The 21,986-nt window shown below is 47.3% G+C and carries 19 protein-coding genes; 10 read left to right on the top strand and 9 right to left on the bottom strand.

Annotation, left to right across the window (positions count from 1 at the left end; all coding sequences use genetic code 11):
• Positions 1–28: 28 nt before the first annotated feature.
• Positions 29–730, top strand: coding sequence for a 3'-5' exonuclease (locus ACNKW2_RS02380; protein ID WP_419147122.1), 702 nt, complete (start codon positions 29–31; stop codon positions 728–730).
• A gap of 133 nt (positions 731–863) precedes the next feature.
• Here the strand turns inward: ACNKW2_RS02380 and ACNKW2_RS02375 are convergent, their stop codons facing one another.
• The 9 genes from ACNKW2_RS02375 to ACNKW2_RS02335 form a co-directional block, all read right to left on the bottom strand.
• Complete coding sequence (locus ACNKW2_RS02375) at positions 864–2,444, bottom strand: BCCT family transporter (RefSeq protein WP_419147121.1); 1,581 nt, start codon at positions 2,442–2,444, stop codon at positions 864–866.
• A gap of 615 nt (positions 2,445–3,059) precedes the next feature.
• A complete protein-coding gene (locus ACNKW2_RS02370) occupies positions 3,060–3,725 on the bottom strand; it encodes a 3-oxoacid CoA-transferase subunit B (RefSeq protein ID WP_419147120.1) in 666 nt (221 codons plus the stop codon).
• Positions 3,726–3,734: 9 nt separating this feature from the next.
• Positions 3,735–4,433, bottom strand: a complete 699-nt coding sequence (locus ACNKW2_RS02365) for a CoA transferase subunit A (protein WP_419147119.1) — start codon at positions 4,431–4,433, stop codon at positions 3,735–3,737.
• Positions 4,434–4,460: 27 nt separating this feature from the next.
• Complete coding sequence (locus tag ACNKW2_RS02360) at positions 4,461–5,369, bottom strand: hydroxymethylglutaryl-CoA lyase (protein WP_419147118.1); 909 nt, start codon at positions 5,367–5,369, stop codon at positions 4,461–4,463.
• On the bottom strand, positions 5,369–7,312 hold the full coding sequence (locus ACNKW2_RS02355) for an acetyl/propionyl/methylcrotonyl-CoA carboxylase subunit alpha (protein ID WP_419147117.1): 1,944 nt from the start codon (positions 7,310–7,312) through the stop codon (positions 5,369–5,371). The genes ACNKW2_RS02360 and ACNKW2_RS02355 overlap by 1 nt, the downstream gene beginning before the upstream one ends.
• Positions 7,313–7,320: 8 nt before the next feature.
• A complete protein-coding gene (locus ACNKW2_RS02350; RefSeq protein WP_419147116.1) occupies positions 7,321–8,103 on the bottom strand; it encodes an enoyl-CoA hydratase-related protein in 783 nt (260 codons plus the stop codon).
• Between the two features lie 9 nt (positions 8,104–8,112).
• A complete protein-coding gene (locus ACNKW2_RS02345; protein WP_419147115.1) occupies positions 8,113–9,720 on the bottom strand; it encodes a carboxyl transferase domain-containing protein in 1,608 nt (535 codons plus the stop codon).
• An 8-nt stretch (positions 9,721–9,728) separates the two neighbouring features.
• Entirely contained in the window at positions 9,729–10,904 is a 1,176-nt protein-coding gene (locus ACNKW2_RS02340) for an isovaleryl-CoA dehydrogenase (RefSeq protein WP_419147114.1), read from the bottom strand.
• Between the two features lie 24 nt (positions 10,905–10,928).
• A complete protein-coding gene (locus ACNKW2_RS02335; protein WP_419147113.1) occupies positions 10,929–11,321 on the bottom strand; it encodes a MerR family transcriptional regulator in 393 nt (130 codons plus the stop codon).
• Between the two features lie 317 nt (positions 11,322–11,638).
• Between ACNKW2_RS02335 and ACNKW2_RS02330 the strand changes: the two genes are divergently transcribed.
• From ACNKW2_RS02330 to ACNKW2_RS02290, 9 genes are all read left to right on the top strand, one after another.
• On the top strand, positions 11,639–12,817 hold the full coding sequence (locus ACNKW2_RS02330) for a thiolase family protein (RefSeq protein WP_419147112.1): 1,179 nt from the start codon (positions 11,639–11,641) through the stop codon (positions 12,815–12,817).
• Positions 12,818–12,922: 105 nt separating this feature from the next.
• Positions 12,923–14,413, top strand: a complete 1,491-nt coding sequence (locus tag ACNKW2_RS02325) for a CoA-acylating methylmalonate-semialdehyde dehydrogenase (protein WP_419147111.1) — start codon at positions 12,923–12,925, stop codon at positions 14,411–14,413.
• A 120-nt stretch (positions 14,414–14,533) separates the two neighbouring features.
• The gene (locus ACNKW2_RS02320; protein WP_419147110.1) at positions 14,534–15,691 is read left to right on the top strand and encodes an acyl-CoA dehydrogenase family protein; all 1,158 of its coding nucleotides are present in this window, start codon (positions 14,534–14,536) and stop codon (positions 15,689–15,691) included.
• A 10-nt stretch (positions 15,692–15,701) separates the two neighbouring features.
• Positions 15,702–16,478, top strand: a complete 777-nt coding sequence (locus ACNKW2_RS02315) for an enoyl-CoA hydratase (RefSeq protein WP_419147109.1) — start codon at positions 15,702–15,704, stop codon at positions 16,476–16,478.
• A complete protein-coding gene (locus tag ACNKW2_RS02310) occupies positions 16,478–17,620 on the top strand; it encodes an enoyl-CoA hydratase/isomerase family protein (protein WP_419147108.1) in 1,143 nt (380 codons plus the stop codon). The genes ACNKW2_RS02315 and ACNKW2_RS02310 overlap by 1 nt, the downstream gene beginning before the upstream one ends.
• Positions 17,621–17,631: 11 nt before the next feature.
• Positions 17,632–18,519: a 3-hydroxyisobutyrate dehydrogenase gene (gene mmsB, locus ACNKW2_RS02305; RefSeq protein ID WP_419147107.1), complete on the top strand. Its 888-nt coding sequence runs from the start codon at positions 17,632–17,634 to the stop codon at positions 18,517–18,519.
• Between the two features lie 2 nt (positions 18,520–18,521).
• Positions 18,522–19,283: an SDR family oxidoreductase gene (locus ACNKW2_RS02300; RefSeq protein ID WP_419147106.1), complete on the top strand. Its 762-nt coding sequence runs from the start codon at positions 18,522–18,524 to the stop codon at positions 19,281–19,283.
• A 196-nt stretch (positions 19,284–19,479) separates the two neighbouring features.
• Positions 19,480–20,637, top strand: a complete 1,158-nt coding sequence (locus ACNKW2_RS02295; RefSeq protein ID WP_419147105.1) for a hypothetical protein — start codon at positions 19,480–19,482, stop codon at positions 20,635–20,637.
• A gap of 105 nt (positions 20,638–20,742) precedes the next feature.
• Positions 20,743–21,783, top strand: coding sequence for a tetratricopeptide repeat protein (locus ACNKW2_RS02290; protein ID WP_419147104.1), 1,041 nt, complete (start codon positions 20,743–20,745; stop codon positions 21,781–21,783).
• Positions 21,784–21,986 lie beyond the last annotated feature (203 nt).

Genomic DNA, 21,986 nt, shown 5'->3' with positions numbered 1-21,986 from the left:
AGTATCATGGCAAAAAGGTAAACAGTGCATGCAAGGTAATATAGCGTCATGGCAAAGCCGTTTTAAACGTTTAGCAAACACATCAAAAGATAAGCGCCTAAGCGCGTTTTATCAACAAGGTGTGGTTGACCCATTTGGCACCTTAGCCGAAAGCGAATTTGTCGCGCTCGACTTTGAAACCACAGGGCTCGACCCGGAAAAAGATGACATTGTCAGCGTCGGTATTGTGCCGTTTGATTTACGGCGTATTCGTTGCGCCGAAGCCAAACACTGGCTGGTGAAGCCAAGCTGCCCACTCGCCGAAGAGTCGGTGGTATTACATCGCATTACTCATTCGCAAATTGCACAAGCGCCTGACCTAGAACAAGTGTTAGAGGAAATTTTAACCGCTTTAACTGGCAAAGTGATAGTGGTGCATTATCAGTTTATTGAAAAATCGTTCTTTCACGCGGCGTTAATGGCGAGAATAGGAGAGGGGATTGAGTTTCCAGTGATTGATACCATGGTGGTAGAGCAAAAAGCCATTAACAACCATCGCAGCTGGCTTGAGAGGCTGACGAGAAAGCCCATTCCCTCACTGCGGCTTGCCGATTGTCGTATTCGATATGGTCTGCCCTATTATCAGCCTCACCATGCACTGTCTGATGCCTTAGCAACGGCCGAGCTGTTGCAAGCGCAAGCTCAGCATGATTTATTACCCGAGACCATGATAAAAGATATTTGGAGTTAGTTACTCAACACAACACTAATATAACTGAGGCTAGTAGTAGCAACAAAAAAGGCGAGACTGCATATGCACTCTCGCCTTTTTGCGTTGTGGCAATCCGCAAGCTAAGCGGACTGCTAGTATTTATGTGAAGTGATTAATACCCTGTTTTCGGCTCAGTACGTAAGCCTAAGATTAAGCTCACACACATTAGCAGCAATACAAAAGTGAAGGGCAGACCAGTTGAAATAGCCCCAGCTTGCAGTGCCTCGATGGCTTCTTTACCACCAATCCAAAGTAGCGCAGCGGCAATGGCGCCCTCAACGCTTGCCCAAAATACACGTTGTGGTACTGGGGCATCAATTTTACCGCCTGCGGTGATGCTATCAATTACCAATGATCCTGAATCTGATGAAGTGATGAAGAACACCAACACCAGTACAATGGCTATTACTGACAAGACATTGCTAAGAGGTAAAGCTTCAAACATCTGGAACATCGCCAGTGGTACTTCAGTTAAGCCATCGGTACCTAATGCTCCAACACCATTTTTAACTTGGTCAATGGCTAAACCACCGTAGATAGACATCCAAATCACGGTTACCGCAGTTGGGATCAGCAGTACGGCAGTGATGAATTCACGGATAGTACGACCCTCAGAAACACGTGCGATGAACATGCCCACGAACGGTGACCAAGAAATCCACCATGCCCAGTAGAATACAGTCCAACCTTGGAACCAGGCTTCATCTTCACGACCATGCGGGTTACTCAGTGGAATGATGTTTTCCACGTAAGCCATAATGGTGGTTGGGATGTTACCTAACGCAACGGCAAGACCAACGGCACCAACAAACACTAACAACACGAATGCAATAATCATGTTGGTGTTACTCAGCAATTTAACACCACCGTCAATGCCACGCACAACGGAAATAATAGCCAGTGCCGTGACACCGATAATCACGCCTATTTCCATGCCAAGACCGGCTTCCAGACCAAACACATGTTCAATACCGGCACCCGCCTGTTGCGCACCTAGCCCCAAAGAAGTGGCAAGGCCAAATAAGGTGGCAAGCACGGCCAGAATATCAATCACATGACCTGGCCAACCCCACGCTCTGTCGCCAAGAATAGGGTAGAAAATGGAGCGAATAGACAGCGGAAGGCCCTTGTTGTAAGCGAAAAAAGCCAGTGATAAAGCAACCACAGCATAAATAGCCCAAGGATGCAGTCCCCAGTGGTACATGGTTGCACCCATCGCCATTTTCGCAGCTTCAGGCGTGTTTGCAGTGACATTTAAGGGCGTTTCATACCACCCAGTGTAGTAAGCCACAGGCTCAGCCACGCCCCAAAACATCAGTCCAATACCCATACCAGCGGCAAACAACATCGCTAGCCAAGATAAAGTCGAGTAACTGGGTTTGGCACTGGCGCCACCGAGGCGAATTTTACCAAATGGTGACACCACCAAAATTAAGCAGAAAATAACAAATAAATTGCCAGACCACATAAATAGCGCGTCAAATGAGCCAATGATATCCCACTTGATGCCATCTAGGGTGGACTTTGCGACTTCAGAGTCAACGAGTAATACGGCGACTAGAAACGCCAAGATCAGACCGGCACTGACGCCAAACACCGGGTTATGTACGTCAAAGCCCCACTTTTGGACGTTATCTTGTCCAACCGTGTAGTCGGTATTGTCGATGCTGTACTTATCGTGGTTATTGCCCATGATATCCTCTTATTTTTTTCATCGTGATACGACACCAAGCAGTTTCACGTTCAACTTTTATATAAAGTTAGCTCGGTAAGCAAGTAGTGAGTAGTTCAGCTATTATTTCGTCAGTGTGGTGGCTTGCCGCCAAGTAAAAGCGGGCTTATTGGTTGCACGCTGACTCTCACACCGTTTGCAGCTACTGAAAGTGAAATATGCCTGGGTAAATCTGGTGTGCATATTTTACTTCTACTACCTTTGTAGCACAGAGATTTAAACGCATGAGTAATAAGATGGGTTTATGTTAGTTACAGCGACAGTATTAATGCCTCGAATACTTGTAATTAAGATAAACCAACCAAACTGCTTCATTACCTGCTTGTTGCACAGCTTGATATTCAGTCGATGCGATCTGCAACAACTCTACCTCACTGCCTTTTAATAGTTTAGGGCTTCATACACAAAAGTAAATGGAGACTGAATTTTTTATTTAAAAATCATGATTTTTAGGTTGCCAGTTTGGTTGATTGTTAAACAAAAGCAAAGTTATAGATGAAAAAAAAACCCCTCAAACGAGGGGTTTTGGGTAACTCAGCGCCTTTGGCACTGGGAATGAGGTCGGTACATTGACGCTTATACTGCGTCTAGCTGCATCTCGGGAATGTCTCCGTCAACAATGAGCTTGCCGGCGGTTTTGCTGATTATTTCATCAACACTAACACCAGGGGCGCGCTCTAGCAAATGGAATGCGCCATCTTTTACTTCTAACACGGCTAAGTCAGTGACTATCTTTTTCACACAATTTACCCCGGTAAGCGGTAATGTGCATGACTCTAATAGTTTAGAGTCACCATGCTTACTGGCATGGGTCATGGTGACAACGATGTTGCGCGCACCGGCAACTAAATCCATTGCGCCACCCATGCCTTTGATTAATTTTTTCGGGATCATCCAAGAGGCAATATTACCTTGTTGATCCACTTCAAATGCACCTAATACCGTTAAGTCTACATGACCACCACGGATCATGGCAAAGCTTTCAGCGCTATTAAAAATAGCTGCACCTGTGGCTGCTGTCACGGTTTCTTTACCCGCGTTAATCATATCTGCATCCACTTGCTCTGTGGTTGGGTATGGCCCCATGCCAAGTAAGCCATTTTCGGATTGCAGCATGACTTCAATGGCTTGTGGTACATAATTAGCCACTAGGGTCGGAATACCAATACCTAAGTTTACGTAATAGCCGTCTTGCAGTTCTTGCGCCACGCGCATTGCAATTTGTTCACGATTTAACGCCATGATTGCCTCCTAGTTGCGCGTAGTAACACGTTCAATGCGCTTTTCAAAGTTACCCTTGATAACGCGGTTGACATAAATCCCTGGGGTGTGAATTTGGCTTGGCTCAAGTTCTCCAGGTTCAACAATTTCCTCTACCTCAGCGACGGTAATTTTGCCAGCGGTTGCCGCCATCGGGTTGAAGTTCATGGCGGTATGACGGAACACTAGGTTGCCATAGCGATCGGCTTTCCAGGCTTTAACAATGGCAAACTCACCGGTAATTGACTCCTCTAAAATATAAGGACGACCATCAAACTCTTTTACCTCTTTGCCTTCAGCCACGGGCGTACCATACCCTGTGGCAGTGTAAAAAGCTGGAATTCCAGCACCACCGGCACGCATTTTTTCTGCTAACGTTCCTTGTGGTGTGAGTTCGACATCGATGATGCCATCCAGTAACTGCTGCTCGAACAGGGCATTTTCACCGACATACGAGGCAATAATCTTTTTGATTTGACGGTCTTTAAGCAAGATCCCAAGGCCAAAGTCGTCAACGCCACAGTTGTTAGAAACTACAGTTAACTCTTTGGTTTGCATTCTTTTTATTTCAGCAATCAAGCCTTCTGGGATACCACATAAGCCAAAACCACCGGCAATAACGGTATCGCCATCTTTTAGCCCTGCCATTGCTTCATCGTAACTCGATACGACTTTATCGAAACCGGCCATAAGCCCACTCCTAATAATGTTATTGTTTTAAGATTGGCAAGTTTGCTTAAGTGCCAAAGACACTTTGCTGGTTGGTGTTTTATCCAGCGCCTCACAAATTGCCCATCCTGCTTTTGCTAGCCTTTCTAAATCAATTCCACTGTCAATGCCAAGCCCTTGCAGCAAGTAAACCACATCCTCAGTGGCAACATTTCCTGACGCTCCTTTGGCATAAGGGCAGCCGCCCAGACCTGCCACAGCACTATCGATGGTAGCAATGCCCATTTCAAGGGCGGTATGAATATTGGCTAACGCTTGGCCATAGGTATCATGGAAATGCACCGCCAGCTTATTGGCTGGGATGTGTTGTAGTAACAAATCCAATAACGCTTTGACTTTGTTGGGCGTACCTACACCTATGGTGTCACCAAGGCTGATTTCATAGCACCCCAGTGCCAACAATTGTTTACACACATCTAAAACGGCTTCAGGTTCTACTTCGCCTTGATATGGGCAGCCGACTACGCAGCTAACATACCCGCGTACCTTAACGTTATTTGTTTTTGCCAGATCAACCACTCCTTGAAAGCGTTCGATACTTTGTGCAATCGAGCAGTTTATGTTTTTTTGCGTAAACGCTTCGCTGGCGGCGGTGAAAATGGCAAATTCATCCACCTGATGCGACAGTGCCATATCGGCCCCTTTTAAGTTGGGGGTGAGGGCACTTATTGCCACTCCAGGCTGACGTTTGAAACCGGCAATAACATCGCCTGAATCGGCCATTTGTGGCACCCATTTAGGTGAAACAAACGCGCCTGCTTCAATATGCTTGAGGCCAGCTGCAGCGAGGGCATTAACTAAGTCAATCTTAGCTTGGGTGGTGACTCTGGCTTCATTTTGTAAGCCATCTCGTGCTCCCACCTCAACAATTTTGACGTGTTTTGGGTAACTCGCCATTATTCACTCTCCTCAACAATGGCAAGCATATCGCCATGGCTGACCAGCTCACCTTCGCCAAAGCAATAGCTTGTTAAGGTACCATCAAAAGGCGCGTTCAGAGTGTATTCCATTTTCATGGCTTCAATCACCACTACCGCATCGCCCTTGCTAACTTGGCTACCGACGGCTAATAGATGCTTAACCACTGTGCCATTAAGGGGGGCAGATAAAGGCGCAGCATCGTGTTCATGCTCACTAATATAGTGCTTCGACTGACGTTCAAATTGTGCTTGGTAAGGGCCGTACATGACCGTTATCTCAGTATCCGTGATAACCACATCCGCGGTCATTCTCACGCCATCGATAACTACCTGTAATTGTGAGCCATCAAGCTCACCATGCAATTCATGAATTTGCTCGTCTAACGCCACTTTCCAGCCTTGTTTGCTGGCATAAGCGCTGGCTTTATATTCACTCAAAGGGATGTCGATTTTCGCCGTTTGGTTGAGTCGAAAGCCAAGGTTACTCCACACCGAGTTACGCTGAGGTTGGTCATGACTTAAATAAGCAGCACAGGCTAACAGCAACATCTTTTGCTCAGGAACGACAGAGGCCGTTAAGGTCTCGGTTTGGGTATCGATAAAGTGGGTATCCGGTGCACCGGCTTGGAAAGTAGGGTGACCGGCAAGGTGATGCAAGAAGGCAATATTCGATTTCAGCCCAGCTAAATGCACTTGCTCTAAACTGGCAGCTAATTTCATCAGGGCCTGCTCACGCGAATTACCATGCACAATGAGCTTGGCAATCATGGGATCATAAAAAGGGCTTATTTCATCGCCTTGTTGCACCCCAGTGTCGATGCGAATACTGTGTTGTGCTGTGGGAAAGCTTAAGTGGCTAAGGGTACCAGAGAAAGGCATAAAGTTTTGCTCTGGGTCCTCAGCGTAAATACGCGCTTCAAAGCTATGGCCGGTTAGGCTCACTTGTGATTGCGTCAGTGGCAGCTGTTCGCCGGCGGCCACCAACAGCTGTAACTCCACTAAGTCAACGCCGGTGACCATTTCCGTGACGGGGTGTTCTACTTGCAGCCGCGTGTTCATCTCCATAAAGAAAAACTCATCGCCACAAAGAAGAAACTCAACGGTACCGGCTCCGCGGTAATCAATGGCTTGAGCACAGCGCACCGCGGCTTCACCCATGGCTTTGCGCAGCTCATCGCTCAAACCCGGAGCCGGGGCCTCTTCAATTACCTTCTGGTGACGACGTTGCAAAGAGCAGTCTCTATCACCTAGGTAAATACAGTTACCATGATTGTCAGCAAACACTTGAACTTCAACGTGGCGCGGTTTATCAACAAACCGCTCCAGCAACACTAGGTCGTTGCCAAAGCTGGCTGCCGCTTCACGTTTAGCGCCGTTTAATGCCGCCATAAACTCGTGGCTTTGACGAACCACTCGCATGCCTTTACCACCACCACCGTAGGCGGCTTTGATTAAAACAGGGTAACCAATCTTATCGGCTTCGGCTTGTAAGAAGTCATCGTCTTGTTTATCGCCATAATAACCAGGCACCAGTGGGACGTTAGCCGCGTGCATGATCTCTTTGGCGCGCGTTTTAGAGCCCATGGCTTCAATGGAGCTGGCCAGTGGGCCAATAAAGGCAATACCGGCTTGCTCGCAGGCTTTGGCAAAGGTTTCATTCTCTGACAAAAAGCCATAGCCTGGGTGTATGCAGTCTGCTCCTGCGGCATTGGCCACCTCAAGAATTTTATCGGCAACCAGATAGGAGTCTTTACTCGGAGCCGGACCAATATGGTAGGCCTCATCAGCCGCTTTGACGTGCATGGCATTGCTGTCGGCGTCGGAATAGACCGCCACGGTTGTTAATCCCATTTTTTTGGCTGTGCGCATCACGCGGCATGCTATTTCACCCCGGTTTGCGATTAGAATTTTAGTTAGCATAGTTACTCCTATTCGCTCGCAGTGTGTTGCCAAGCTGGCGCGCGTTTGTCAAAAAAAGCACTGAGGCCTTCTTGGCCTTCTTCACTAACGCGGATCTGTGCAATGCGCTCAGCGGTATGGGCAATAAGAGGGCCATCGATGTTGTTGCCAGCCACCTCTGAGATAAGCGCTTTGGCGCTTTTTACTGCCGCAGGACCATTGTTTAAAATGGTAGCAATAAAATCCGCTTCGGCTTGCTCAAGGTCGTCATTCAGTTCATGAACCAAGCCCAGTGCTTGTGCTTTTTCGCCGTCGAACACTTCTGCTGTTAGGAAGTAACGACGCGCTTGGCGTTCACCAATGGCTTTAATGACATAGGGGCTGATCACCGCTGGGATAAGGCCTAGCTTAACTTCACTCAAGCAAAACTTAGCACTTGGCTGTGCAATGGCAATGTCGCAGCAGGCAATAAGTCCTAGTGCGCCGCCAAACGCTGCACCTTGAACAAGACATAAGGTTGGGTGGGGGCACTCAGCCAATACTTGCATTAGTTTTGCAAGTTCCATGGAATCGGCGACGTTTTCATCATAGTCGTTAGCGGCCATGGACTTCATCCAAGCCAGATCGGCGCCAGCTGAAAAGTGCTTACCTTGGGTTTTTAATACTAATGCCCGGACATCCAAGGTGCCGGCATACTCAATGTTTTTAATTAACTCAGCAATCACCTCAGCGTTAAAGGCGTTGTGTTTTTCTGGGCGACTTAGCTCTAAAATCGCCACTTTGGTTTTTGTTATGGTTAAAGTGACTGGCATAAGTGCTCCTTACATTCTAAAGACGCCAAACTTAGACGCTTGCTCGGGGGCGTTACTGGCGGCCTCGAGTGCTAGTCCAAGTACGGTACGGGTGTCTGCGGGGTCGATTACGCCGTCATCCCAAAGCCGTGCACTGGCGTAATAAGGGTGACCTTGCTTTTCATATTGCTCAACAATAGGCTTTTTAAATTCAGCCACTTCGGCGTCACTCATGCTTTGACCTTTACGGGCTAAGCCATCTTGGCGAACTTGAGTTAATACCCCGGCGGCTTGCTCGCCACCCATGACTGAAATCCGAGCATTAGGCCACATCCACATCATGGTTGGCTCGTAAGCGCGGCCACACATGCCGTAGTTACCAGCGCCATAAGAGCCGCCAATCAAGACAGTGAACTTGGGCACATCGGCACAAGAAACCGCAGTCACCATTTTCGCACCGTGCTTGGCGATGCCTTCGGCTTCGTACTTCTGACCCACCATAAAGCCGGTAATGTTTTGTAAAAACAGCAAAGGAATATTCCGCTGCGCGCACAATTGGATAAAGTGTGCGCCTTTTTGTGCTGACTCAGAAAATAAAATGCCGTTGTTGGCAACAATGCCCACTGGATGGCCGTAGATTTCGGCAAATCCGGTGACCAAGGTCTCGCCAAAATAACGTTTAAACTCATCAAACTGCGAATCATCAACAATTCGAGCAATGACTTCACGGACATCAAATGGCTTTTTCAGATCGGTGCCTACAATGCCATAGATTTCATTGATGTCGTAACGTGGTGCCGGGGCATCTTTTAAAATGGGTCGAGTAGGGCGTTGATGATTTAATCGTGACACGCATTGTCTAGCAATCGACAGGGCATGCTCGTCGTTTTCGGCGTAGTGATCGGCAACACCTGAGACCTTACAGTGAACGTCTGCACCACCGAGATCTTCTGCTGACACTTCTTCCCCAGTAGCCGCTTTAACAAGCGGTGGACCAGCTAAGAAAATAGTGCCTTGCTGTTTAACGATGATACTCTCATCGGCCATTGCTGGCACATAGGCGCCACCGGCAGTGCATAAGCCCATCACCACTGCAATTTGGGGGATCCCTTTGGCAGACATACGCGCTTGGTTGTAAAAAATTCGCCCAAAATGCAATTTATCAGGGAACACTTCATCTTGCTCAGGCAGGTTAGCACCACCGGAGTCGACCAAATAAATACAAGGAAGGTGGCAGCGCTCGGCAATTTCTTGTGCGCGGAGGTGTTTTTTCACTGTCAGTGGAAAATAAGTACCGCCTTTGACGGTGGCATCGTTGCCGACAATCATGCATTCCACCCCTTGAACGCGACCAATACCAGCGACCACACCGGCACAAGGGATATCCTGCTCGTATACGCCATAAGCAGCAAACTGGCCTATTTCAAGAAAAGGCGACCCCTCATCAAGGAGAGTTTCAATGCGGTCACGAACAAACAACTTGCCGCGACCTTGATGCCGTGCAATTAAGGCTTCTCCGCCCCCTTGGCTAAGGTGGGCGACCTTGTCTTTTAAATCCGCCACCAGCGCTGACATGGCATCGCTGTTGGCTTTAAATTGCGGGTCTTGAGGATTAACCGCAGAATTGAGTACCGTCATATAAACTCCTAGCGGCTTTCGTTAAACAGCTCACGACCAATTAACATACGGCGAATTTCAGAGGTGCCGGCACCAATTTCATATAACTTGGCATCGCGTAGCAAACGTCCTGTTGGATACTCGTTGATGTAACCGTTGCCGCCGAGTAGTTGGATGGCATCTAACGCCAGTTTTGTCGCCAACTCGGCAGAATATAGGATGGCGCCTGCTGCGTCTTTACGGGTGGTTTCACCGCGGTCACAAGCTTTGGCAACGGTATACACGTATGAGCGCGCTGCGTTCATTTGCGTATACATGTCCGCCACCTTGCCTTGCACCAGCTGGAACTCACCAATAGACTGATTAAACTGCTTACGTTCATGGATGTATGGCACTACCACGTCCATGCAAGCTTGCATAATGCCAAGCGGTCCGCCAGCCAATACCACGCGCTCATAGTCCAAACCACTCATGAGCACTTTGACCCCTTCATTGAGTTCGCCAAGGATGTTTTCTGCGGGAACTTCACAATTTTCGAACACTAATTCACACGTGTTTGAGCCACGCATGCCTAGCTTGTCTAGCTTCTGTGCAGTGGAAAAACCTGGGAAGTCTTTTTCTACGATGAAGGCAGTGATCCCACGTGGGCCTGCGGCAGTGTCCGTTTTCGCATAAATCACCAAAACATCGGCGTCAGGACCATTGGTGATCCACATTTTGTTGCCGTTTAAGATGTACTTATCGCCTTGCTTCTCAGCTTTTAGTTTCATTGATACCACATCTGAGCCGGCATTCGGCTCGCTCATGGCAAGGGCACCAATGTGTTCACCACTGATCAATTTAGGCAGATATTTTTCTTTTTGTGCTTGATTACCGTTGCGGTTAATTTGATTAACACACAGGTTTGAGTGAGCGCCATAGCTTAGGCCAATAGAGGCACTGGCACGGCTGATTTCTTCCATGGCAATAACGTGCTCAAGGTAACCCATATTCGAGCCACCAAATTCTTCCGGTACTGTAATACCTAGCAGACCCATGTCACCAAACTTTGGCCACATGTGATTAGGAAAGGCATTTTCTTCATCGGTTTTTTCCGCCAGAGGGGCAATTTCACTGCTGGCAAAGCTGTTCACATGGTCGCGGATCATATCCGCTGTTTCACCTAAACCAAAATTGAGTTCTTTATATAGAGATACTGTGCTCATAGGTAGTCATCCTGTTGTGAGAGTTTATTGTTCGAGCTCGTTAAGGGTGTCGCGACAACGACGTTCCGCCGTGACCAGCTCCATTAAAACAACTTTTATGTCATCCATTTGCTGGCTTAGGTCGGCTTTTTTCTCTTCGATCAGTTGCAACATGGTTTGTAACTGTTTTTCGCTCGACTTGTCGGCGTCATAAAGCTCAAATAAGCGGCCAGTTTCGGCAAGTGTAAAGCCCAGACGTTTGCCCCGAAGGATCAATTTTAAGCGCACTTTATCGCGCTTTGAGTAGATCCGGGTTTGACCTTGGCGTCTCGGTGAGAGTAGCCCTTGGTCTTCGTAAAAACGAATACTGCGAGTGGTGATATCAAACTCTTTAGCTAACTCGCTGATTGAATAAGTTGGTTCGTTAGGTTCTTGCATTTTCTATTTACACTTACAACGTCACTGATTAGACCAATATAAGTGAAGTTTACGTAAAGGTAAAGGGGTGAGGGTGGATCCTGCTTTAGTCTTATATAGAAATGCGAAAATGGCTTATAAATACCGTAAAAATTCGCTACAAGCCTTAAATAGTAAGGAGTGGAAAGCAAACTGTGTAACTCAGCTTTACACTTCGGTTGATCTCACAATGGTTGATTTTAGATTTACGTTGGCGTAAACGTAAATATTATGTATGCTCAACCTAAGAGTTAAATTTTCACAAGCCAATAGTGTGGCTTGTAAACAGGAGTTTTGCAATGAGTAACGAAGCTGTTGTCATCGTCGCGGCAAAAAGAACGCCTATGGGTGGCTTTATGGGAAGCTTGTCTGGAGCGGCTGCAACCGACTTAGGCGCCACGGCAATCAAGGCGGTAATTAACGACACTGGTTTAAGTGACGCCAGTATTGAAGAAGTGATCATGGGCTGTGTATTGCCTGCCGGTCTAGGTCAGGCGCCAGCACGTCAAGCCATGTTACACGCAGGATTGGCTCGCTCAACTGGTGCTACTACCATTAACAAGGTGTGTGGCTCAGGTCTCAAAGCGGCGATGTTTGCCCATGACTTGATCAAGTCTGGCAGCATTCGCTCTGCGATTGCCGGCGGCATGGAAAGCATGACCAACTCACCGTATTTTATTCCTAAAGCCCGTGGCGGCATGCGCATGGGTCACGGTGAGATTAAAGATCACATGATGGCAGACGGCCTTGAAGACGCCTACGATAACAAAGCCATGGGCTGCTTTGCTCAAGACACAGCCGATCAATATGGTATCACTCGCGAAAACATGGATGAGTTTGCGCTTGGCTCGTTAAGTAAAGCCAATGCTGCCATTGAGAATGGCGACTTTAGCAGCGAAATCACGCCTCACGTAATGCAAACTCGCAAGGGCGACGTTGAAGTGAGCATCGATGAGCAACCTGGCAATGCCCGTCCAGATAAAATTCCATCGCTACGTCCGGCCTTTAAAAAAGACGGCACCATCACGGCGGCGAATTCATCTTCTATTTCGGATGGCGCGGCTGCACTTATTTTAATGAGTGAGTCTGAAGCTAAACAGCATGGCTTAACACCGCTGTGTAAGATTGTTGCTCACGCGACCCATTCACAGGCCCCTGCGGAATTTACCGTGGCACCAGTGGGTGCAATGAACAAGCTTCTCGATAAAGCAGGCTGGAGCGCGGCAGACGTGGATCTATGGGAAATCAATGAAGCATTTGCCATGGTTACTATGCTGGCGATTAACGAAATGAAACTCGACAGCAATAAAGTCAATGTCAATGGTGGTGCTTGTGCACTAGGCCATCCGATTGGCGCAAGTGGTGCGCGCATTTTAGTGACGCTTATCCATGCATTGAAAAATCGCGGCTTATCCAAAGGGGTGGCTTCACTTTGCATCGGTGGCGGCGAAGCCGTTGCCATGGCAGTTGAAGTATAAGCTAGCACAACGGTTACGATTATATTCGTTCAAGGCGCGCTGCGCTTTCCATAACACTAATCATTTACGCAGCGCATACATTCGCATTACGGGGAGGAGTGCTTCATGCACCAAGTACCTTTATACATCAACGGTGAATTCTCACAATCTCAGTCTGACAAATGGTTAGACGTAGTAAATCCAGCTAACCAAGAAGTGTTAGCCAAAGTCCCGTGCGCCACTGAAGCAGAAGTTCAGAGCGCAATTGATTCGGCTCAAGAGGCCTTTAAAACCTGGCGCAATGTACCGGTAACAGAGCGTGCGCGGATCATGATGCGCTACGCGGCTTTACTTAAAGAGCATCAAGAAGAAATTGCCACTATTATTTGTCATGAGCTAGGTAAAACCTTTGAAGACGCTAAAGGCGATGTTTGGCGCGGTATTGAAGTGGTAGAGCAGGCGTGTAATGCACCTTCAATGATGATGGGAGAAACGGTAGAAAACGTTGCTCGCAACATTGATACCTATTCTTATACTCAGCCTCTAGGGGTGTGTGCCGGTATTACCCCGTTTAACTTCCCAGCCATGATCCCTCTGTGGATGTTCCCAATGGCGATTGTTTGCGGTAACACCTTTGTTTTGAAACCTTCTGAGCAAGATCCGCTCACGCCGATGCGTTTAGTAGAGCTGTTTGAAGAAGCGGGAGCGCCTAAAGGGGTGCTTCAAGTGGTACATGGTGGCAAAGAACAAGTTGACCAGATCTTAGAAGCGCCTGAAATCCGCGCTATTTCTTTTGTTGGTTCTTGTGGAGTGGGTCAGTATATATATTCTAAAGGTACACAAAACTTAAAACGTGTGCAGGCTTGTGTTGGCGCGAAAAACCACATGGTGGTGATGCCAGATGCGAAAAAAGAGCAGGTCATAAACAATTTAGTAGGCTCTTCTGTGGGCGCTGGCGGTCAGCGTTGTATGGGCATTTCTGTGGCTGTGTTTGTAGGTCAGTCGCAGCAATGGGTCGAGGAATTGAAAGAGGCCATGGCAAAAGTTCGCCCTGGCGTTTGGGATGATCCTGAAGCGGCATACGGCCCGCAGACCACACCTCAAGCTAAGGCTCGTATTCTCTCTTTAATTGACAGTGGTAAACAGCAAGGCGCAACCTGCTTGTTAGACGGCTCTGAATTTACCTTAGAGGGCTATGAACAAGGCAACTGGGTAGGTCCAACCTTGTTCTCTAACGTCACCACAGATATGGACATCTACAAAGAAGAGATCTTTGGTCCGGTATTGTGTTGTGTTTTTGTCGACAGCTTAGATGAAGCCATTGAACTAATTAACAACAACCCTTATGGCAATGGTACTTCGTTGTTTACTGCCAGTGGTGGTGCAGCGCGTAAGTTCCAGCGCGAAATTGAGGTAGGTCAAGTAGGGATTAATATTCCAATTCCGGTGCCACTGCCGTTTTTCTCATTCACGGGTTGGAAAAACTCGTTCTATGGCGATCAGCACACTTACGGTAAACAAGGTGTGCGTTTTTATACTGAAACCAAGACCATCACCTCTCGTTGGTTTGATGACGAAGCCGTGAGCGGTCCAAACATGAGTATTAACCTCAGATAACGCCGATTACTAGCGTGCTTTGCAGGGAAAGCACGCTTTTTTAGAAGTACACACAATCCGTGTGATGATAAGAATTACCGACGCACAATCAGGGTGTCAGAACAGCAAGAGAGGTCTAGCGTGGACTTTAATCTAAATGAAGATCAACAAGCATTCGCCGATATGGCATACCAATTCGCAATGAGTGAGCTTGCACCACATGCGGCGAAATGGGATCAAGAACACATTTTTCCTAAGGATGTAATTAAAAAAGCCGGTGAGCTGGGCTTTTGTGGTTTATACACCCCTGAAGAAGCAGGTGGTTTAGGATTATCACGTCTAGATTCCAGTATTATTTTTGAGCAACTTTCAATGGGCTGTACTGCTACCACAGCCATGTTAACCATCCATAATATGGCCACCTGGATGATCGCCAGTTTTGCCACTGAGCAAACCAAAGCCAGTTATATGGATCAACTCGTTACTGGTGAACTATTGGCATCATACTGCTTAACTGAACCTGGTTCAGGCTCTGATGCAGCTTCATTAAAGACTAAAGCTGTTAAGGAAGGAGATGACTACGTTCTTAATGGTTCAAAAATGTTTATCTCTGGTGCCGGTGAAACCGATGTCTTAGTGGTGATGGCAAGAACGGGTGAAGCTGGTCCTAAAGGGATCTCTGCGTTCGTCGTACCAGCCGACGCTGAAGGCGTGATCTATGGCAAAGCAGAAGAAAAAATGGGCTGGAATGCGCAGCCAACGCGCCTTGTTACGTTTGAAAACGTTCGCATTCCAGCGAGCAACTTACTAGGTCAAGAAGGCGAAGGGTTTAAATTTGCCATGCAGGGCTTAGATGGTGGTCGTATAAACATCGCAACCTGTTCAATCGGTACGGCGCAGCAAGCGTTAAACACGGCTAAAGACTATATGCAGGAACGTTCGCAGTTTGGCAAGCCCTTGGCTGCTTTCCAAGCGCTGCAGTTTAAAATTGCCGATATGAACACTGAGCTGGTGGCAGCGCGCCAGATGGTTCGTTTAGCGGCGTTCAAACTTGACACCAATGATGCCGAAAAAACAACCTACTGTGCGATGGCAAAGCGTTTTGCAACCGATGCCGGCACCAAAATTTGTGACGATGCCTTACAAATTCACGGTGGTTATGGCTACATCAAAGAATATCCACTTGAGCGCCATTTACGTGATGTGCGTGTTCACCAAATTCTCGAAGGCACCAATGAAATCATGCGTGTCATTATTGCACGCCGGATCTTAGCTGAAGGCGCGGCAAGCGTTTTATAAGGAGAGCATTATGACTGCACAGTTAAAACTTGAAAAGCAAGGTCACGTTGCGGTTGTGACCATGTCAAACCCGCCAGCCAATACTTGGACTAAAGACACTTTGGTGGGACTAAAAGAATTAGTTCTAGAGCTCAATGCCGATAAGAATATTTATGCCTTAGTGCTGACTGGTGAAGGGGAGAAGTTCTTTTCAGCAGGCGCTGACTTAAACGTTTTTGCAGACGGTGACAAAGGCGTAGCCGCCGATATGTCCCGTGTGTTTGGTGAGGCGTTTGAAACCTTAAGTGACTTCAGAGGCGTGTCTATCGCAGCCATTAACGGTTTTGCTATGGGCGGTGGTTTAGAAGTTGCCTTGGCCTGTGATATTCGTATTGCCGAAGCACAAGCGCAAATGGCCTTACCTGAAGCAAAGGTAGGTCTGCTACCTTGTGCTGGTGGCACCCAAAACCTATCTTGGTTAGTGGGCGAGGGCTGGGCAAAGCGTATGATCCTGTGTGGAGAGCGCTTGAAAGCCGAAAAAGCCGAGCAAATTGGTTTAGTGGAAGAAGTAGTAGAGCAAGGTCAAGCGTTAGAAGCGGCTTTGGCGCTCGCGAAAAAAGTGGAAGATCAAAGTCCGGTTGCTGTTACCGCCTGTAAAGCGCTTATTCAAAAAGGCCGCAGTGGCAGCATTCAAAGCGCATTACCTCTTGAGCGTGAATTATTCGTCACGCTGTTTGACACCCAAGATCAAAAAGAGGGCGTCAATGCTTTCTTAGAAAAACGCAAAGCAAACTGGGTGAATGGCTAATGGTAGAAATACAGCAACTGAATCAAGCAGATGCGCCAGTCATTTTTGAGCTGGCCAAGTGCCATAATGGCATGAGCATTGGCATTGCTACGTTAAATGCACCTAAGGCACTGAACGCACTTAATCTCGATATGATCCGCCTGTTAACACCACAGCTAGAAGCCTGGGCGCAAGACCAGGAAGTGGTCATGGTGTTGCTAAAAGGCGCTGGAGAAAAAGCGTTTTGCGCCGGCGGCGACGTGGTGAGCTTGTATCGCGAAATGGCCACGGGTCAAGACAACACACTAGTGGAAACCTTCTTCTCTGAAGAGTACCGTCTTGATTACCAAATTCACAATTACGACAAGCCAATCTTGTTGTGGGGCAGCGGCATTATTATGGGCGGTGGTCTTGGTTTAACCGCCGGCGCGAGTCACAAAGTAGTGACCGAAACGTCGCGTATTGCCATGCCAGAAATTACCATCGGCTTGTATCCGGATGTTGGTGGCAGTTATTTCCTCAATAAAATGCCGCCGGGTGTTGGCTTATTCCTAGGCCTCACCGCGGCAAACATTAATGCCACCGATGCCAAATTGGTGGGGCTTGGCGATCACTTTATGGACGCAGAAAAGCTTGAGGTGTTACTGCAAAACCTGGTGGAAGTGAATTGGGAGCAAACCAATGTGCTTAACCATGAAAAACTCACTTTGCTATTAGACTCACTAGAAGACGCCTCGCATGAAGTAATGCCTGAGAGTCAAATTGAGCCATTACTAGAGCAGTTAAAAGAGCTTGATGAAATTGCCGAGTTAGAAAAACAAGTGGCGTTTATTCTCGATTTGGATAGCAGCGACAACAAGTGGCTCAGCAAAGCGCAAGCGGCATTACAGCACGGCTCACCTATGAGCGCGGCGATTGTCAAAGCACAGCTAGCTCGTAGTAAAGGTAAAAGTTTAAAAGCTTGCTTTATGCAAGAGCTTGGCATGTCGGTCAGAGCGGGCGAGTTTGGTGAATTTCAGGAGGGCGTGAGAGCGCTGCTTATTGATAAAGATGGTCAACCTAACTGGCAATTTAAATCCGTCGGCGAAGTCAGCGAGGAAGCGTTAGAAAGCTTTTTCGCCCCGCGCTGGAACGATGATAACCATCCGTTAGCGGATCTGTAAGGAGTATAATCATGGCAAAGATTGGATTTATTGGCTTAGGTAACATGGGCGGACCAATGGCCAGCAACCTGCTCAAAGCAGGTCACGAGGTGTGTGTATTTGACTTAAGTGCTGAAGCTGTTGCGGCTTTAGAATCACAAGGCGCGACTAAAGCAACTGTCGTCAGTGATGTCTGTCGCGAAGCGGATTACGTCATCAGCATGCTCCCGGCGGGCAAACACGTTCGTGCCGTTTATACCGGCGACGATGGTTTAATTAATTATCTAGCAAAAAATACTCAGGTTATTGACTGTTCAACCATTGATGCCGAATCGGCCCAATTCGTTGGCAATACACTCGCCGAGGCGGGGATCGCTTTTGTTGATGCCCCTGTGTCAGGTGGTGTTGCTGGCGCTGCTGCAGGTACATTAACCTTTATCGTTGGCGGTGCTAAAGCTGACTTTGAACGAGCCCAAGTGGTATTGGCAGGCATGGGGAAAAACATTTTCCATGCCGGCGATATTGGTGCCGGTCAGGTTGCCAAAATCTGCAACAACATGCTGTTGTCTATTTTGATGGCAGGCACCAGCGAAGCATTGCAAATGGGAATTGATCACGGTCTAGACCCCAAAGTGCTTAGTGAAATCATGCTCAATAGCTCAGGTCGCAACTGGACGCTAGAGTTGTATAACCCATGTCCTGATGTGCTGGAGAATGCGCCTTCTTCTAACGGTTATAAACCGGGCTTTATGCTGGACTTAATGGCAAAGGATCTGGGCCTGGCAATGCAATCGGCACAGCAAACCAATTCAGCAACGCCGATGGGGGCACTGGCCAAAAATCTGTATAACTTGATGCAAAATCAAGGTAAAGGCAGCGAAGATTTCAGTTCTATATTTAAGCTTTATTCAGAGAAGTAGTTATGGATATTAAAAACAAAACCGTGGTAATCACCGGTGGCGCTCAAGGCTTAGGCTTTGCTATGGCCACATCAATGGCGCAGCAAGGTGCAAACCTAGCGCTTATTGATATGCAGCAGGAGTTATTAAGTGATGCGCAAGCCGAGTTGTCAAAGCTGGGTGTTGAGGTGAAAACCTATGCCGCCAATGTCGCTGTGGAAGCCGAGGTGGAAAAAGTATTTAATGATATCGTCGGTGATTTTGGTGGTATTAGTGTGCTGATCAATAATGCCGGTATTCTCCGTGATGGCCTGCTATTAAAAGCAAAAGAAGGTCAAATCGTCGATAAAATGTCGCTTTCGCAATTTCAATCGGTTATAGATGTCAACCTAACAGGCGTGTTTTTGTGTGGTCGCGAAGCGGCAGTGAAAATGGTTGAAGCCGGCGAAGGTGGAGTGATCATTAATATGTCGAGTGTCGCGCGCGCTGGCAACATGGGTCAAACCAATTACTCTGCAGCTAAGTCTGGTGTCGTAGCCATGACCACCAGTTGGGCCAAAGAGCTTGGTCGTTATGGTATTCGTGTAGGTGCCATAGCGCCTGGGGTGATCCGTACTAAGATGACCGACGCGATGAAACCTGAAGCCAAAGAACGCTTAGTGAAAATGAAGCCTGTAGGGCGTCTTGGTGAGGCGGAAGAAATTGCGCATACCGCAAAGTACATTATTGAAAACGATTTCTTTACCGGCCGTGTCGTTGAAATTGATGGCGGCATTCGCTTGTAACGAAAAATAGGCTTGGTGTTACGTTAAGTAGTCCAAGTTCCTACTTGAGTGTGTGAAGCGGCAATCTATATTGCCGCTTTTTTTATTAGTCGATTATTTACTACCCTTGCTGGTTTAGAGCTGGGCCGACGACAGCGATACTGGCGATACATTCCTTCACGAAATTGATTCTTTAAGTTGCTATTTACAATTATTGATGGGATTATTCGCAGCCAAGCAACACCACATTTGGCCATTTGGAATGACTCTTTGCTCACCTTTACTTCGAGCACTGTTTACAAGTGCTAGACTGATATTGCTGCTCATTTCGCCGCTAACCGCGGCACAACCCAGTGCCAGCTTCATTGATGAAGCCGATGCCTATCTCAATGTCAAACCCCGCCACAGTTTGGATATTATTCAGCAGCACCAAGGTAAGGTATCTGCACTGAGTCTGCCTGAGCAATTTCGTTATTATCGTACTGGTTTTTGGGCATCTGCTTACGTTTACGATCATCAACAAGTGGCTGAATATGCGCGAGCATTGGCTTCCATGGTGCAGTTTGAAGCGTATAACTCTTCCCTGTCAGAAGTGCTTGCGGCAACCTCAGTGTGGTTTCGTCGCAATCAAGGTTATCTTAGCGCTATGGCTGCAGCGCAATGTGCTGTTCGCCATGCCGACAACAGCACTGATATTGCTAGGGTCGCAGGAACCGCTGGTATCACCTTGTTGCTCAAGGATGACGTAGAGGGGGCTGAGCGGGTTTTTCAATTAGGTATGGAAATTGGCAATCACCTAGATAACGACGTAATGCGTTCAGTATTCACTAATAATTTAGGTCTCATTGCCTTGCAGCGTGAACACTATGATACCGCCCTTGAGCAATTCCGCGGCGCTTTATTAATCAATGAGCGTGATGCTCGTATAACTGGAACCGCGATTAATCTAACCAATATGTTACTGGTTGCTTATTTACAGCAAAACTGGGATTTGTTTAAGCGACTGGATCAGCGAGCAGCGCGTAATACTGCACGTCTCGATAGTAAAGATCTTCTTGGCTACTACCAGTGGCTGCATACCGCGTATTCCGTTAGGCAATTACAACAGGTCCCTCAGTCAGTAGAGGATAAGCTGATGCGCATTTATCATGACATCGGCGAACCGACTGTGCTGCAACAGCTTGGTATCCTCGCTAAGCGAATGGACATCATCATACCCAGTCACACAAAAGCAAAAGGCAAAATAGCAAACCCGGAACAAGTTTTACAGTTATTGTGTAAAGGTCGCGACGACAATAACACCGTCCTGCATATTGCCCTGCAACTAGAAGCAAAGCTGGCCTCAATGACGCAAGCTAAAGCAGGCCATCAGTAAGCCATGTCGAGGTGGTTTAGTATACTATTATGCTACTTACCTGTTATTAATTTGGTACACTTACGCCATCTTCAATAGTTCTATCGTTTAAAGTGGAAAGCTGCCATGAGCTATTTATTCCGTTCTCTTATTTTTATTTGCAGTTTGTTGGGCTGTGTTGTTAGCAGCGCAAGTGCAGCTGTCACCGAGGAAGCCGGAGGTCACGAGTACCTGCTCAGTAAAGCTGAATATTTTTTACTTAAAGACCCTAATCGCACCTTAACCATATTGGCTGAACTGGAGTCCGCAAGTAAACTTGAACGCTCCATAGAGCTTAAAAAATTATTACTGCAAGCGAAAGCGTTACTGACACAACGACAAAATATGGCGGCTCAACTGCCTATTAGCCAAATGTATAAGTATGTAGATAGTAGCGATTTTACAGAGCACTTGTTTGATAACCTATATGTTTCTGCTATTTGGTTACGACGAGCTAACCATCATCAAGCAGCAATGGATGCCTACCGCTGCGCGTTAAAAAAAGCACAAACGCAACGCCAGGCAATTAGAGCGTTAAATGGCTTAGCAAATATTCTCCGCGAGCAAGGCGATTTTGCTACTGCGGCTGTTATGTATCAACGAGCGATTAGCAAAGCGCGAAAGGCAGAAGATAAACTGGCTATTGCTTCTTTACAAAATAACCTAGGTACTGTGTACCTTGATGACGCCAAGTTCTCTTTGGCAAAAACCGCGTTTGCTGCTGCTTTTAAGCAGTTTCAAATGATGGATCACCAAGCTGCAAGGCTAAATGCGGGTCTCAATCTGCTATTTGCTGCGCTAATGAGCGAAGATCTAATACTCTATCAGCGTCTGATCACAAGAGTTGAGAAGTTGACACAGGAGTACAACAACTTGTCTCGGTTAGCGTATCTGGATTGGATAAAATTGGCGTATCGATTTCAGCAAACAGAACCGTTGAGCGATAAGCAAAAGCACTATCTCAGCGAACAATTCAGTGTCATTGATGATGTTGGTCTGCAACGTGTTATAAAGCAATATTTGGCAGCACCGATGGCAGTGACAGTAGCGATAAAAACAACCACAAATAGCGAACCGCTGACAGAGCATGGCAGCTGGGTAGCAACATTAACCCAGTGCAATTGGTAAAAAATACGGGCCTAGAGGCGGCATAAGTCAAAATGACGTAAACTATAGCGACAGGCGGCCAGTATTTAAGCAATCAAACTAAAAATAGCAGTATTTGCATTGCTGAGTGTGGTGCAAAAGCTTACTATCAGGTATAGGTAATGAGTGCTTTGTTGTGGCCATGTATGCATTTGCCCAGTAAAGTAACATGCATGCTGATTAAA

Source organism: Pseudoalteromonas 'SMAR', assembly GCF_048515945.1.
Taxonomy (GTDB): domain Bacteria; phylum Pseudomonadota; class Gammaproteobacteria; order Enterobacterales; family Alteromonadaceae; genus Pseudoalteromonas.
The sequence above is the reverse complement of the archived record's forward strand: the minus strand, read 5'-3'. Positions and strand labels throughout refer to the sequence as shown.